This is a genomic window from Psychrobacillus soli (genome assembly GCF_006861775.1).
GTDB lineage: Bacteria > Bacillota > Bacilli > Bacillales_A > Planococcaceae > Psychrobacillus > Psychrobacillus soli.
In genome coordinates, this window is the sequence record NZ_VDGG01000004.1 from 98,760 (window position 1) to 114,772 (window position 16,013).

At 39.1% G+C, this 16,013-nt stretch carries 15 protein-coding genes; 14 read left to right on the top strand and 1 reads right to left on the bottom strand.

Features of this window, described 5'->3' with window-relative positions:
* The first annotated feature begins 159 nt into the window (after positions 1–159).
* The 6 genes from argC to FG383_RS03065 all read left to right on the top strand — a co-directional run bounded on the left by argC (position 160) and on the right by FG383_RS03065 (position 5,857).
* Complete coding sequence (argC, locus tag FG383_RS03040; RefSeq protein ID WP_142605376.1) at positions 160–1,194, top strand: N-acetyl-gamma-glutamyl-phosphate reductase; 1,035 nt, start codon at positions 160–162, stop codon at positions 1,192–1,194.
* A 35-nt stretch (positions 1,195–1,229) separates the two neighbouring features.
* Complete coding sequence (gene argJ, locus FG383_RS03045) at positions 1,230–2,435, top strand: bifunctional ornithine acetyltransferase/N-acetylglutamate synthase (protein WP_185907831.1); 1,206 nt, start codon at positions 1,230–1,232, stop codon at positions 2,433–2,435.
* The gene (argB, locus tag FG383_RS03050) at positions 2,398–3,174 is read left to right on the top strand and encodes an acetylglutamate kinase (protein WP_142605378.1); all 777 of its coding nucleotides are present in this window, start codon (positions 2,398–2,400) and stop codon (positions 3,172–3,174) included. Before argJ ends, argB begins: the two co-directional genes overlap by 38 nt.
* On the top strand, positions 3,171–4,295 hold the full coding sequence (locus FG383_RS03055; protein WP_142605379.1) for an acetylornithine transaminase: 1,125 nt from the start codon (positions 3,171–3,173) through the stop codon (positions 4,293–4,295). The genes argB and FG383_RS03055 overlap by 4 nt, the downstream gene beginning before the upstream one ends.
* 714 nt (positions 4,296–5,009) lie before the next feature.
* Positions 5,010–5,477, top strand: coding sequence for an SRPBCC family protein (locus tag FG383_RS03060; RefSeq protein WP_142605380.1), 468 nt, complete (start codon positions 5,010–5,012; stop codon positions 5,475–5,477).
* Positions 5,478–5,479: 2 nt separating this feature from the next.
* Entirely contained in the window at positions 5,480–5,857 is a 378-nt protein-coding gene (locus FG383_RS03065; RefSeq protein ID WP_142605381.1) for a DUF1761 domain-containing protein, read from the top strand.
* An 81-nt stretch (positions 5,858–5,938) separates the two neighbouring features.
* Here the strand turns inward: FG383_RS03065 and FG383_RS03070 are convergent, their stop codons facing one another.
* Complete coding sequence (locus FG383_RS03070) at positions 5,939–6,493, bottom strand: helix-turn-helix domain-containing protein (protein ID WP_142605382.1); 555 nt, start codon at positions 6,491–6,493, stop codon at positions 5,939–5,941.
* A 246-nt stretch (positions 6,494–6,739) separates the two neighbouring features.
* Between FG383_RS03070 and FG383_RS03075 the strand changes: the two genes are divergently transcribed.
* The 8 genes from FG383_RS03075 (at position 6,740) to FG383_RS03110 (ending at position 15,997) form a co-directional block, all read left to right on the top strand.
* On the top strand, positions 6,740–7,561 hold the full coding sequence (locus tag FG383_RS03075; RefSeq protein WP_142605383.1) for a transporter substrate-binding domain-containing protein: 822 nt from the start codon (positions 6,740–6,742) through the stop codon (positions 7,559–7,561).
* Positions 7,562–7,592: 31 nt separating this feature from the next.
* Complete coding sequence (locus tag FG383_RS03080) at positions 7,593–8,252, top strand: amino acid ABC transporter permease (RefSeq protein WP_142605384.1); 660 nt, start codon at positions 7,593–7,595, stop codon at positions 8,250–8,252.
* A gap of 21 nt (positions 8,253–8,273) precedes the next feature.
* Complete coding sequence (locus FG383_RS03085) at positions 8,274–9,002, top strand: amino acid ABC transporter ATP-binding protein (protein ID WP_142605385.1); 729 nt, start codon at positions 8,274–8,276, stop codon at positions 9,000–9,002.
* A gap of 440 nt (positions 9,003–9,442) precedes the next feature.
* Positions 9,443–10,321, top strand: coding sequence for a nuclease-related domain-containing protein (locus FG383_RS21590; RefSeq protein WP_425467617.1), 879 nt, complete (start codon positions 9,443–9,445; stop codon positions 10,319–10,321).
* A gap of 1,038 nt (positions 10,322–11,359) precedes the next feature.
* Positions 11,360–13,348, top strand: a complete 1,989-nt coding sequence (locus tag FG383_RS03095) for a hypothetical protein (protein ID WP_142605386.1) — start codon at positions 11,360–11,362, stop codon at positions 13,346–13,348.
* A gap of 256 nt (positions 13,349–13,604) precedes the next feature.
* The gene (locus FG383_RS03100) at positions 13,605–14,099 is read left to right on the top strand and encodes a tetratricopeptide repeat protein (RefSeq protein WP_142605387.1); all 495 of its coding nucleotides are present in this window, start codon (positions 13,605–13,607) and stop codon (positions 14,097–14,099) included.
* Between the two features lie 16 nt (positions 14,100–14,115).
* Positions 14,116–15,705 (top strand): O-antigen ligase family protein, encoded by a 1,590-nt coding sequence (locus FG383_RS03105; protein ID WP_142605388.1) that lies wholly within the window; start codon positions 14,116–14,118, stop codon positions 15,703–15,705.
* 124 nt (positions 15,706–15,829) lie between these two features.
* Positions 15,830–15,997, top strand: a complete 168-nt coding sequence (locus tag FG383_RS03110; RefSeq protein WP_142605389.1) for a GDP-mannose 4,6-dehydratase — start codon at positions 15,830–15,832, stop codon at positions 15,995–15,997.
* The last annotated feature ends 16 nt before the right edge of the window (positions 15,998–16,013 follow it).

Here is a 16,013-nt window from a genome sequence, read left to right on the forward strand (position 1 = left end):
TCTTTTTTTTATATCCGGGGAATTGTTACTGGTGCCTGGCATCAGTAACAATTCTGTAATATCTCAAAAACTACGAATTTCGAAATATATAAAAATACATTTGACTTTATATTTATGCAGTATTATACTAATTTTAATATAAACGAAGAGGTGAACGAAATGAAAGTTGGTATTATTGGTGCAACGGGTTATGGAGGACTAGAGTTGATTCGGCTTCTTCATAACCACCAAGAAGTTGAAAACATTGATTTGTTCACTTCTTCGGAAGAGGGAATACAGTTTTCGAATAAATATACACATTTAATGAATATTCACGACCAGCCGTTATTAAAAATTGAAAATGACAAACTAGCAAACTACGACGTCATTTTCACTAGCACGCCATCAGGGGTTTCTACAGAACTTTTACCTCCATTAATCGGAGCAGGACCGAAACTCATCGATTTGTCAGGTGACTTCCGTCTAAAAGATGCAACCGAATACGTGCAATGGTATAAAAAAACACCAGCACCACCGGAAGCAATCGCAAAAAGTGTATACGGCCTAACTGAATGGAACGAAGAAGCAATTCAACAAGCACAACTAATCGCAAACCCGGGTTGTTACCCGACGGCAGTGCTACTTTCCGTACTTCCACTTATTAAAGAAAACCTAATTGATGCATCCGGTCTCGTAATCGATGCAAAAAGCGGAATTTCTGGTGCCGGCAACAAACCAAACCAAATGACGCATTTTAGTGAAACAAACGAAAACACAGCCATTTACAAAATCCATGAACACCAACATATACCGGAAATTGAGCAAGCAATCAGCAACTTTGCAGGCAAAACATCACCGGTCACATTCACAACTCATCTAGTACCGATGACAAGAGGGATTATATCCACTAGTTATGCACCCGTAACGTCAGGGGTAACAGAACAACAACTCACAAATGCATTAGAAGAAACATACGCCAACCACCCGTTTGTCCGAATCATTAAAGAAACGAACAAATTCGGCACGAACCAAGTGTACGGCTCGAACTTCTGTGATATACATGTGAGACTAGACCCCAGAACGAACCGAGCGACTATCGTTTCGGTTATCGATAACTTAGTGAAAGGAGCAGCCGGGCAAGCGATTCAAAACATGAACGTACAGTTCGGTTTGGATCAAATGACTGGCCTCCAGCAAGTCCCTTTATTCATTTAAAACTAGGAGGAATTCATTTGACAACAGTAACTACGATGAAATCAATTTCATATAAAAATATAGCATCACCAAAAGGCTTCAAAGCTACCGGGATCCACTGTGGACTTAAGCATAAGAAAAAAGACTTAGCACTACTAGTTAGCGACGTTCCAGCAAGTGTTGCCGGCGTATTCACAACAAACGTTTTCCAAGCAGCACCACTACTCGTAACAAAAGAAGTCGTGCAAACCACCGGCAAAATGCAAGCGATCATCGTCAACTCAGGAAACGCAAACTCATGTACGGGTAAACAAGGGATGGCTGATGCCTACACAATGCAACAAAAAACAGCCGAAAAACTAGGCATCAATCCAAACCTAGTAGGCGTTGCTTCTACTGGAGTAATCGGTGAAATTATGAAAATGGAGCCACTGCTCGAAGGCATTCAAAAACTCTACCCAATCGATGAACTAGAAGGAGCGATGGGATTCGCTCAAGCGATCATGACAACAGACACAGTTACAAAAAATACATCATACAAAACGACAATCGACGGGAAAGAAGTAATCTTTGCTGGAACTGCAAAAGGTTCTGGAATGATTGAGCCGAACATGGCGACGATGCTAGGATTTATTACAACCGACGCGAACATCGAATCGAATCATCTTCAAGCGGCACTTAAATCGATCACCGACGTAACGTTCAACTCCATTACAGTGGACGGCGACACGTCGACAAATGACATGGTTGTCGTTATGGCAAATGGTCTAGCGGAAAATAACACGCTTACACCGGATCATCCAGAGTGGGAAAGCTTTGTCCAAACACTCCATGCAGTCTCACAAGATTTAGCGAAAATGATTGCAAAAGACGGGGAAGGCGCGACAAAGCTAATCGAAGTAGAAGTGCAAGGAGCAGCAACAGATGAGGAAGCACGCAAAGTTGCGAAAACCGTAGTAGGCTCTCCACTTGTCAAAACAGCTATTTTTGGGAGCGACGCAAACTGGGGAAGAATCATCGCTGCTGTAGGTCGTAGTGGTGCTAAGTTTGATCCTAATGAAGTTAAGATTAAAATCGGAGACGCCAACTTAGTCGAAAAAGGCGAACCAATTCCTTTCTCAGAGGAAGATTTATTTAATTATTTAAAGCAACATGAAGTGAAAATTACCGTCGAACTAAACCAAGGAGACGGCCAAGGATTAGCGTGGGGGTGTGATTTAACATATGACTATGTCCAAATCAACGCAACCTACCGCTCCTAAACGCATCGTCGTCAAACTTGGCGGCAGCATGCTCGAACGTTTGAACGAAAACCATATCGCGAACTTCAAAAGACTGCAAAAACAAGGAACCGACCTCATCATCGTCCACGGTGGAGGTCCAGCTATCAATAAACAACTAGCTGAAAATGGCGTCGCATCTACAACAATAGGCGGAATCCGCGTAACATCCAAAGAGGCTGTGACCATCGTCCAGTCGGTCCTAGTCGGTCAAGTAAACCCTACTCTAGTTCACCAGTTGAACAAAGGTGGAATGACCGCAATCGGACTAAGCGGCTATGACAACTTACTAACTTGTGATTTCCTGGACAAAGAAACATACGGCTTTGTCGGAGAAATAAAAGAAGTAAATAACAATCTCATAGAAACCCTGCTTGCAAACGGTATTACGCCAGTTATTTCTTGCTTCGGTTGCGCCAATGACGGCACACCACTGAACATAAACGGGGACACAGTAGCGAGTAAAATCGCACTAGCAATAAAAGCAGAAAGCCTGCTACTAGTAACCGACACACCAGGCATTAAAATCAACGGGGAAGTGCAACAAGTCGTAACAGCATCTGCAATAAACAACTGGATCGAATCCGAAGACATATACGGAGGAATGATTCCAAAAGTAACTGCGGCACTAGACTGCCTGGCAGAAGGCATCCCGTCCGTCCAAATCGTCGGAGAATCACTCGAAGGCACGACTATTTTACAGCAGGAGGTATTCGCATGAGTGCATTATTTCAAAACTACGCACGCCGCCCAGTTCATCTCGTGCAAGGAAAAGGCACAATCGTAACAGACGATACAGGAAAAGAATATCTCGATTTTACAAGTGGCATCGCCGTGCTAAGTCTCGGCCATGCACATCCTGCAATTGTAGAAGCCATTCAACAACAAAGCGAAAAACTATGGCACACTTCGAATTTATTCGAAAGTCCAGAACAAGAAAAACTAGCAGCGACACTGGTTGAAGATACGCATCTTGCACACGTATTTTTCTGTAACAGCGGAGCAGAAGCAAACGAAGCTGCGATCAAAATGGCGCGCAAGCATACAGGCAAACACGTCATTATCACTTTCGAAAAATCATTCCATGGTCGAACGTTCGGCGCCATGTCCGCAACGGGTCAAGACAAAATACGCCAAGGCTTCGGGCCATTACTCGAAACTTTTCGAACTGTCCCGTTCAATGACATACCTGCTCTCGACGCTGTAATCGACGATGAAGTTGCAGCAATTATGCTCGAAGTCATCCAAGGAGAAGGCGGAGTAAATCAAGTTACACCAGCTTTCGCACAAGCAATTGCAGATATCTGTGCACAAAAAGACATCTTGCTCATCATCGACGAAGTGCAAACAGGTATCACACGCACCGGAACTCGCTACGCCTACGAGCAAACCGTCCTAAAACCGGACATTGTGACGCTCGCAAAAGGTCTCGGCGGCGGCTTCCCAATTGGTGCCATGCTCGGCACAGGTGAGTTATATGACACATTCAGCCCCGGCACGCACGGCACAACATTCGGTGGAAACCCACTAGCAGTAGCTGTTGCACAAACCGTTCTAGACAATGTGTTCCAGACCGAATTTATAAACTCCGTGAATGAAAAGTCCGAGTACTTTTTGGGTAAATTAAAAGAAGCACTACCAACCCACAAAATAGTCGGCTCAGGCCTTCTACTTGGCATCGCATGCGAAGAAGATGTTTCAGCCTTAGTCACAAAAGCGGAGCAAGCAGGTCTATTACTAGTGTCAGCAGGCCCTAACGTCATCCGACTCCTGCCACCACTAACCGTTACAACCGAAGAAATCGACCAAGCCGTTGACATACTTTCTTCTATATTAATATAACAAGCAACAAATTGAATTAAAGCGCTCAGCGAACCGCTATTCATACCAAAAGACCGCCTCAAACCAGGCGGTCCTTTTCTAATTTCTAAAATAAAGAAGCGAAAAGCCTCATATGCCCCAACTTAATGCTAATATGAAGTAATTTCCCAATAAAATAATCCAGAAAATGGCTAAGCGCAACCAACAGACCGCTAAAAGCAACTAAACCTATCCCGAGAGCAACCAAATTACTCCTCTAAGCAACCATCCAATAGCCGAAAGCAACCATTTCCCAAAGTAAAGAGTTTACTTAATATGAGATAGAGCAGATTTACTAACAATCCCAAGCAAAACGATCGACAAGCCTAATGTTGCCCCTCGTCAGATCCTAATATTAAGTGATTTCCCAATAAAATAATCCTAAAAAATGGCTAAGGGCAACCAACTGACCGCTGAAAGCAACTAAACCTCCCCCGAGAGCAACCAAATTACTCCCCTAAGCAACCATCCAATAGCCGAAAGCAACCATTTTCCCAAAGTAAAGAGTTCACTTAATATGAGATAGGGCCGACTTCCTAAGCACTCCCCATAACACCGAAACGATCATGCATATAAATTGCTAAAATAATCCCCATTCAACGCGACAAACCCGCAAAAACAAGCATTACATTCACTCATAAATATGGTACACTTTAGAAAAAATGACCAACTATTACCTATAAAAGGAGCGCTCACATGCTAACATGGCACAAAGAAATCACGATCCCAGCCCCAATCGAAATATTATGGAATCTATTTGACCTCGACAACATCCAAAGAATCATGCCAAACATCGTAGAACACAAACCACTAGAAATAAAAGAAGGCGTCGTCGGCTCCACCTATCAGCAAACATACAAAGAAGGCAAAAGAACCCAAACGTATATCGTAACGGACATCGAGTACGAAAACACCACACACAAAAAACACAACAAAATCGAGTTCACATTAGCAAACCTATTTAAAATTCAAGCTGGCTTCACCCTCATAAAAGTTGACGAGCAAACAACTAGATTTATCTACACTGGTCAAAACGAAGGTGTCAATTTCATGGGACGCATGTTATCTAAGATGGGCAGCAAAAAACAAAACGAAAAAGTAGTAAATGACTTTATGGAGCTAGTACGTACAGAAGCGTTAAAAGACGCAAATAAGGTGGGATAACCGTGTCAATCGATTGGAGCAATTTAAACTACATCGCCATTATAGCTGGAGGGCTATTGTATATGGTGTACGGGGGAATCTATTACTCGGTTCTTCTATCTGGCAAAAAAGAGAATGCAAGCAATGGACCAGTTAAATATATTTACTCCGTCCTTATCGCATTCATCAGTTCGTTTCTCATGGCGCTTCTCATTCAAATGACTGGAGCGGATACATGTCTGCAAGGAGCAATAATTGGTTTTATCATCGGAATCTTTATCAAAATGGTGTACGTGAAAAATGCATTATTCGGCCTTCTTTCAAAAAGGTCAACACTCATCGCAATTTTTGATCATCTCATCATTTTTACATTACTTGGCGCTCTACATGGCTGTTTTTAATAAATACGATAATAAAGCTAATGCCCTTTGCAAAAACAAAGGGCATTTCAGTTACTACTATAAATTATAAACGACAAACGCTTAAAAACTAGAAGTCATCGTCCAAACCGCAACGGCATCCTCATCCCCAACATTAAAAAAACGATGCGGTAGCGAGCTATCAAAGTAAATACTATCACCCTTACAAATCGTATGAACGCCGCCTTCCAACTCCACGCGTAAACAACCCGAAAGCATCATGCCGCACTCCTCGCCACCATGAAACAAAAATGGCACATCCAAATCCTCACCAGGCGCCACAATCATCTTGAAAAAACTCATCTGCTTCCCAGTACTTGGGGACAACAACTCATAACTCACATTCGGTCGTATCCGCTTCACCACTTTAGCTTCGCCAGCCCGTGAAATGGTAACTGCAGAAGGTTCTTCCGTTTCGAAAAATGAAAACACCTGAACCTTCAAACTATGCGCCAACTTCCAAAGCGTCTCCAAAGAAGGAGAAACCAGTCCTCTTTCTATTTGGGAAATCATACTTTGACTCACTCCAGCAAGTTTAGCGAGCTCTTCTGACGTCAACCCTTGCAGCCTACGCAAATAGCGTATTCGTTTACCTATTTCTCCTTTTGGAAATTCCATTAAAACACCCCTTATGAATAAAGATTCAGTATACAGAATAATAAAACATATAATAATCTATAAATAGTTAACATATAATCTATTAATAATTCTATTTTGCACCTTTTTGCATATAGATTCAATAATAAAAATATTATAACTATTTATTTTTTATGTAGACAGGTGAATAATAATAATTTATACTACTTATAATTCAATAGTTTCATAAGGGGAACTGAAGAATACAAAAAATGGGGGTAAAAATATATGAAAAAATGGTTAGCAGTAATACTGATGATTTCGGCTTTATTAATTGCCGGTTGTAGCGATAATTCAGCGGCAGGGGTATCAACAGAAAACTCAACGATTCAGAAAGCATTAAAAAACAAAAAATTAGTTATTGGGATGTCTACAGGATATTTTCCATTTGATATGAAGGATCCAAATGGTACTTTCGTTGGATATGACGCAGATACTGCGGAAGCGCTTGCAAAAGCACTAGGAGTAGAAATTGAGTATAAACAATTTACATTTGACGGTTTAATTCCTGCATTACAAACAGGGGAAGTAGATATGGTTTTCGCTGGTATGACAATTCGTGGGGACCGCGCATTGGCAGTAAGCTTTGCAAACCCATACTTCCAAACTGGTCAAGCAGTAATGCTACCGGGAACAGATACAGCGACTAAAACATGGCAAGAGCTTGATGTAAAAGGTAAGAAAATTGCAGTAGGAATCGGAACGACTGGTGCATTACTTGCAAAAGATGTATTTAAAAACGCAGAAGTAATGGATTTCGAAAACTTCCCGGATGCAGCAGCAGCTTTGGCGCAAGGGCAAGCAGATGGAATTGTATATGACGAGCCAGCAATCGCAGTTTGGAAATTACAAAATGGAGACAAAGTAAGACAATTAGAAGGTCTTATCTCTACAGAAAACCTTGGAATTGCATTGAAGAAAAACGACTTTGAAACAATTCAATGGGTGAACTCATTCCTAGATAGCTACCTAGGAAGCCCAACTGAGCTTGCATCTCGCGAGAAATGGTTCGAAACTTCTGACTGGTTATCGGAAGTAGTAGAAGAGTAAAACACTCTGGCAACTTAGAGGAGGAACAGCTATGTATCAATACGACTGGAGTGTCATAAGTCGCAATATGGACGTCTTTATCGAGGGTGCACTGAAAACGATTGAAATTTCAGCGTTAGCCATCCTCATTGCGATCCCGATAGGTATTATTTTTGGGATGGGGCGTATTTCGAAAAACGTAATCTTTAGATTAATTTCTTCCATATATGTAGAAATTATTCGCGGTGTTCCATTGCTTGTATTACTTATTTGGATTTTCTTTGTACTTGGACAATTCTTGAAGCTTGGTTCCTATTGGGGGGCAATCTGGGGACTTGCGATATTTGCTGGTGCATTCATTGCCGAAATCGTTCGTTCTGGTATTCAAGGTGTACCAAAAGGTCAGATGGAAGCAGCGCGATCACTTGGAATGTCTCATGCAAAGGCAATGACTCACATTATTTTGCCACAAGCATTTAGAAGAGTATTACCACCGCTTGCATCACAATTTATCATGCTAATAAAAGACTCATCGCTGGTATCTGTCATTGCAGCGACGGAGTTAACACTAAACGCAAAAAACCTAGTAGCAACATCGTTCCGCTCAATCGAAGTATGGACATTCGTAGCACTAATCTATTTCATCATGACATTCAGCTTATCATTAATCATTCGATACTTCGAAAAACGATTATCGAAAAGCGAAGCATAACGGCAAGGAGGGTGTACCCAAATGATCTCAATCAAAAATGTCAATAAAAGCTTCGGTGCCCACCACGTCCTAACCGACGTTTCGCTCGAAGTACCCAAATCGAATGTAGTCGCACTAATCGGACCTAGTGGAGCGGGGAAATCAACCCTCATCCGAACAATCAATGCACTTGAGCCAATAAACAACGGAGAAATCATCGTTGACGGAATATCCATCCACGACAAGAAAACGGACATCAACAAAGCCCGACTAAATATCGGCTTCGTATTCCAAAGTTTCAACCTATTTCCGTTTTTAACGGCACTAGAAAACGTAACAATCTCACCGATGAAAGTAAAAGGACTTTCCAAAGAAGAGGCAGAAAAAAGAGGGAAAGAACTACTAATCTCACTCGGGTTGGGAGACAAATTCGACTCGTATCCAAGCAGACTCTCAGGTGGTCAACAACAACGTGTAGCCATCGCACGAGCACTTGCAATGGACCCACAAGTCATGCTATTTGATGAACCAACATCCGCACTCGACCCAGAAATGGTAACCGAAGTACTAGATGCCATCCGCAAACTAGCAAAAGAAGGCATGACCATGGTCGTCGTAACACACGAAATGGGCTTCGCCAAAGAAATCTGCGACGAAATCGTCTTCATGGCAGACGGCAAAATCGTCGAACGCGCAGCACCAGAAAAATTCTTCACCAACCCAGACACACAACGCGCCCAAGACTTCTTATCCAAAGTACTAAACCACTAGACATTTCTCTAGTGGTTTTTCTTATGTTACAAAAGTGTTACTGGTGCCAGGCACCAGTAACACTACTCAAGCTCGAGTACCAAATGTCTAAGTCGCACCACATAACCTGGCTCGAGTACCACATACCCAAGCTGAACACCACATACCCAAGCTCGAGTACCACATATCTCAACCAGAGCACCACATAACCTAGCTCGAGTACCACATACCCAAGTCGACCACCACATACCCAAGCTTGAGCACCACATATCCAAGCCCAAACACCACATACCCCAACCAAAAACAAACAATTGCCTTCCACCCAACATTCTGCTACTCTATACCCAGATCAATAGAAAGGAGCAATTACAATAGAAATCCTCAGACCACAATCACCCAACCACCAAGCTCTAGCTCGACTAAAAGCCCGCCTGCCAAAACACCACGAAAAATACCCATCCATCCTAGAAAAACTAGACCAAACAAACGCAGGCTACCATGGAGAACTACGCGTAGACAAATTCATCGAAGAAGTACAATTTCCGCAACAAGTACACATCATCCCAGACCTACACATCCGCCTCCACGCCAAAAGATACATCCAGATCGACACCCTAATCCTAACAAAATCCTATATCCTAATAACCGAAGTCAAAAACATAACAGGCACCCTTCGATTCAAAGAATACCCAAATAAACTCGTACGCATCGTAGACAACAAAGAAGAAAAACCATTCGATTGTCCCGTCGTCCAACTAGAAAGAAACAGCGATGGAATCAGCAATATCCTAGCAAAAGTCAATCTAAAACTTCCCATTCACCAAGCGCTCGTCTTCCCATCCCAGAACACAATAATCGAAAATGCCCCCAAAAACCGCAATATCTTTTTCGTCAAACAATTCCCGTTATTTATCCAAAAACTAAATAAACTACCGCCAATTCTAACTGAAAGCCAACTCACCTTTCTCGCAAACGAACTAATAAACATAAATAAAAAATTCCCATCTAAACCACTATGCGAACGATTGAACATAAATCCCGAGCACTTACAGAAAGGAGTACTATGCAAACATTGTGACACAGCACTCCTAAGAAAATCCCTTCGCACCTGGATATGCAGCGTATGTAAAACCAAAGACACCAACCCAATCCCAAGGAACATAGAGGATCTATTTATACTAATCAAACCACACATATCCATTCAGGACTGCATGTACTACTTGCAAATAAACTCCAGATACACAATCTATAACAGTCTACAAAAAATGCAACTAGAAAAAAGAGGTCACAAAAAATCAACCAAATACACCAAAATAACAAAACCATCCACGCAAAAATAAAAAGGAAGCCAATTTACAAATCGGCTTCCTTTTCACACAAAAAACTTGCGAGCACCACATAACTAATTACAAGTACCACATAAACCTACCTAACCATCAGCATACTCAAAATAAAAACAAGCCACTTCCTTTGAAAAGAGAATGCAGACGTATGAAGCAGTCAATATGCTATATCAGGTCTCTATATTCCTAGCACCAGCAGTTGTTGCCCTGATTGCACTATACACTAATATAAAGTAATCAACCTCCGCAAATGATCTAGAAAGCATCGTTCGTTTAATTTCTTCGTAACCGTTGTTGCTGCGTTATGGTAGTTGCACTAACTAAGTGATTAACAGCTGTAGAAGATAGACAGATAAAAAGTTTTTCGCTATCAGTGATTGTAATATGTACATTCTTTTAAATAGAAGAAACTCATATATGTAAGATCTATATCCATCATCAATAAATAAAAAAACGCCCTCTGCAATAGCAAAAGACGATAAAATAAGAAAAGAAGCATCCGATGTTCAGATGCTTCTTTTCTTGAGCGATAAAACGAAGGAAGTAGAAGGCTGCACACTAATGAATGTACAAACAAGTTTACGGCGTTACACATCTATAAGTAACCTTCTATACTGTACATCATAACATAAATTTTAAAAAATGCACGCATTTACACAAAGAAATTTAAAATAAATTAATTCAAAAAGAGAAACCTTTCGTATTTAAAAATAAAAGAATAGTAAGAAAATTCTATTTAATTGAAAAAACAAGGGTAGGTAATCTATCATTCTAAAAATGGTAATAATTAATCAGAAAAAAAGGTAGCATAAATAGTAATATTCCTGTAATATGGAACTTGTAATAGAGTCCTTGGTGCTTTCAAAACATCATCCTCAAAAATAAACTGGTAATCTTATAGGTTTCTAGTTGATTTTAGCATAAGAGTTTTGTATACTCATATATTAGTTAGGGTGATGATATTGGACGCTATCAAGCGACCGGCGTTACACACTAAAAAATTGCAACACACAAGCGAAGGGAGATCACAAGTTTATGAAAAAAGTTATCAAAATTGCAGCTTCAACTGCAGTAGCAGCTTCAGCATTCGTTGCAGCAGCACCAGCTAACCAAGCTGACGCAGCAGTAAACGTAAATCAATTAGCAACAGACGCACAAAATGCAGGTACAGTATTAAAATGGGCTATCTCAGTAGAAGGTTCTGCTGATTTCGTAACACGTCCATACGACCAATTCAACGCTGCTAAAAAAGCAGTAGCAGCAGCAGAAGCAGCAGCTAAAAAGCTTTCTACATCTGAAAAGTTAAGCTTAGATGCTAAACTTGTAGATGCAAAATTACAAATCAAACGCGCAGCGGCTTATATCGATGCAATCACTTCAAGTGAAAAAATTAAAGATTTAACATCTAAATTAGATGCAGCTATCGCTTCTGGCGATATCGAAAAAGTTGAAGCTGCTTACCACACAGCAACTGCTGAGTACCGTAAACAAGCTAAACTTTTAGACCGCGTATACGGTCAAACTACTCGTGACGAAATTCGTAACGCAGTTAAACCAGCAATCGAAAAATCAGTTGCTTCAGTTAAAAACGAAGTAACAGTTAACATGCTTGTAAAAGCAGCAGCTAAAGACGTTGCAGCTGGAAAAATTGCTGATGCACACGCGAAAATCGCTGAAGCACAAGCAATCATCGATGCTAACAACCTTAAATGGGAAGCTGATTTACAAAAATCAGTAAATGATTCAAAAACAGATCTACCAGCTATTCCTGGTAACATTTCTGTAGAAACAGCTGCATTCCACGGTGAAACTAACCAAACTTACGCAGTAGTTGCTTCAGTTAAAACAACTTCAGGTGCTGCTTACAACGGTGTAGTTGAAGTTTCTTTTGACAAAGCTGGTTATAAATTTGTAAAAGTAAACGGAACTACTGTTGATACTAGCGATGTAACAACGGCAGATGTTGTTAATGGTCAATTAGTAATGACTGTTACAAACTCTACAACGGATGTACCAGTTGCAGGCGGGAAAATTAAAATTGCAACTAAGTCAGCTAATGGATCTACAATTGATACTCAAAATACAGGGACATTAAACTTCTACAAAAAAGTTGATTCGGCTGTACTTAATGTAAACGACAATTCTGGTAAAGTTAAATATGTAGATGTTGCTAACAATTATTTCGTTAATGAAAACCTTGAAAAAATTGTATTATCAGCAACAGGAAACGTATACCAAGATACTAACAATGCAGTTATCTCTTTAGATGCGTTTAAAGCTAAACTAACTAAAGGTGACATTGTTACTGGTACTTACTACAAATCAATTGGTTCAACTCTACAACTTGCGCTTGATTATCAAGAAGGTTCAAAATTCGAGCTTAAGCAAGAAGTAGTTGAAGATACAGCATACCGTGTAGAAGGAAATACTGTTACATTATCAGGTACTGGCGAAGCTGGTAAACGTGTAGCTATTTACAAAACTGAAAATGCTGATGTGGTAGCAAATGGAACTGCAGCACTTACAGTAGTTACAGTAGGTTCTAATGGACTTTGGAGTACAACTCTTTCAGTACCAACTAAAACAACATTCGCTGCTTATCAAATTCCTTCTGTAAATGATCTTGCTCCTGCATATTCATTCGAATTAGGAGAAGAAATTACAGTTGTTAATGGTAAATTTGAAGCAGAAGCTGCATTTAACGGTGGTTATGCTACAGATGATTCATTAACTGGCGATGTATTTTTATTCACTTCTACTAAAGATACAAAAGAATTAAAGATTTCTTCAAATGCACAAGTTACATTAGTTGATGGTGATACAACTCGCGCTACTTATGTAAATGGTGTAAATGGAACGAAAATCGAAAAAGTGGATGGTACTGGATTTAAAATCACATTTGGTACTCCTTCTACAATCACTGGTGGTAAATTAGAAGGTGCATTAACTGTTAGTAATGTATCTGGAATTGAAAATGCTTACGGATTAAAAGCTAATGTCAAAGGATTTGTATCTGGATATTAATTAATAGTCTAATAGTTTAAAGAACTGTTTCCCAACTTTGTTGGGGAACAGTTCTTTTTTTTGCGATTTATAGAAATATAAAAAAATTTAAAAAGAAAACTTTATTATAAAAGTTGTAAGATTACTTCCACCTAAAACAATAAAATTGCAAATCATAGGCTTCGAAAAAGTATATAAATTAAGGATATTTTTGTTTAAAATAATGGTACAATGTAAGGTGATAGTAAACTGATTTAGGAAGGTAGAGATTAATAGTATGAATATTACCGATACAGCCACACGATATATTGTGGTAGGTATTATTGCGATGTTAATTCTTGGTCTCGGCTATACATCGTTTTCAGGAGCAAAACAGGACGAACAATATGAAGCAGAACAAGAAATTTATAAACATTCGTTAGATCTTATCGAAGAAGAACAATTTGACCAAGCATTATTGTACTTGAAGCAAGTGGAGGAAAATTATCCAGAGTCTGCAAATGTCAAATACAACCTAGCAATAACATATGCAAATATTGGTGAGTGGAATAATGCTGCTCAGGAATATAAAAGAGTACTTGATTTGAACCCATACAGAGTGGAAGACTCTTTATTTATGTTACAGTATGGAAGCGTCCTTTTGAATGCAAACAAAAATGATGAAGCGAAAATTGTTTTTGAACGTTGCCAAACGCTGCCTATTCCAGAACAAATGCCCAACTACCAAGAACAGGTGAATGAGTTGTTAATGCAAATTTCAACAAGTTCATGATAAGGAGTTATAAGTAATGAGTTATACTTTACATAGAAAAGTACACATCAAGCGTGATAAAGAAGAAGATCGACGTTCGCAACAACAAGTAGATAAATGGATTTTATATTCGCTACTCGCCGCTATTGTTCTTGTACCGTTACTTGTTGGAGGTCATGTTACAAATGTTGTGAGTCCACTAATAGCTGATGCCAGCCAACTTGTATCCGGCGAAAAAATTGACTTTTTTACATTTTATAAATTTATTGCTCTTATTATTTTAACTGTAATCGCTACGAGTTTATTTTTGTATAAATTCTTCTTCTTAGATTATCGCTTACCCAAACGCCCTATTTTATGGTTTTTTGCACTATTTCTACTTGCTATTGTTTTAGCAACTACGTTTTCTCCTAGTAAGACAATAGCCCTGTATGGACAATACAATCGTACAGATGGTGCACTTTCATACATATGTTATATTTTATTAATGTTTGTTGCTATGCATATTCAATATCCTAAAAAAGTAGTAGAATACGTACTTTATGCATTCTATCCATTAGTTATTATAAACTTTGTCGTAACAACGATGAATTTTACTAATCACGATGCATTAATGTATGGTCCATTAAAAACAGCTCTTACACTTTTTGCACCAGAGATAGTTGTAGGAGAAAATTCACAACTATTAGGAACGCTTAATCACTGGAATTATATGAGTGGAATGTTTGCAATAGTTACGATTATGTATTTATCATGGATAGTTATTGATACGAACAAGGTGCGAAGAGTTATTAACTTTGTCTTTGCTATACTAGCTATGACTACAATGTTGATAGCAATGTCAGCAAGTGGTTTTGTAACGTTTGTATGCATTACACCTTTAATTATCTGGCTTGCTATTAAATCATCAAACAAAAAAATGGCTTTCATTTCACTCGTTATTTTTACTATATTAACGGCAGGGATACTTCATGTTTTATCTATGAAGGATCCAGAAGCTTGGGATGAATCAATAGGATTCTTTTTACCTGGAAATCCTTACATTGATGAACAATCAGTAGACACATCGCTTAATGATGATACTAGCTGGGCCCCTTCGATTTTACTTGGTGCTAAAGCTTTTGCAGCTGATGAAGTATTTCAATTGCCAGAGTTACCAGAAAGTGCTTGGGGTCCTGGTACCGGACGTATCTATATTTGGCAGAAAACACTTCATTTATTAAGTGAAAGACCATTGTTCGGTTATGGTTTAGATACACTCATGTATAATTTCCCTCACAATGATATAGAAGCACGGTCTAATTTAACAGTGGTGACTATTGTTGATAAACCACATAGTCTTTATGTGGGGGTTGCTTATGGAACGGGTATTGTTGGGATAGTGGGCTTTCTAGGTATAATAATTTATACTGTATGTGCGGCAGTAATGAGCATTATTCGTTTTAAGGTATTTTCAGGATTAACAGTAATACTTTGCATAGGATGGCTCGCATTTTTAGTACAAGCCTTATTTAATGATTCATTACCCGGTACTACTGCTTCACTTTTTGCTATTGCTGGCATCATGATGGCACAGTTGTACAACAAGAAAGAGATAAGCGGATCTATTAATGAAAGAAATATATAATTTACAAGAATCTATTGTAAAATAAAGACATTTAAATTGCCGATAGATTCACTTTTTTTAGCTTGGATAAGGAAGAAATTTTATTAAAACAGAATAGCAACATTTATTTAGAAGAAAATCTAAATTGAAAACTGTACTAATTACAGGACAGTCTGGCTCTTATTTAACGTATCTCTTATTAAAAAAGGGTTACAAATTTTACGGTTTAGTTAGAAGAGCAAGTAAATCAATTATGGTGAATATAGAATTTATAAAAAATCAAGTCGAATGGATGAAAATAATCAGTATATAAATAAGGTGGACTAGAT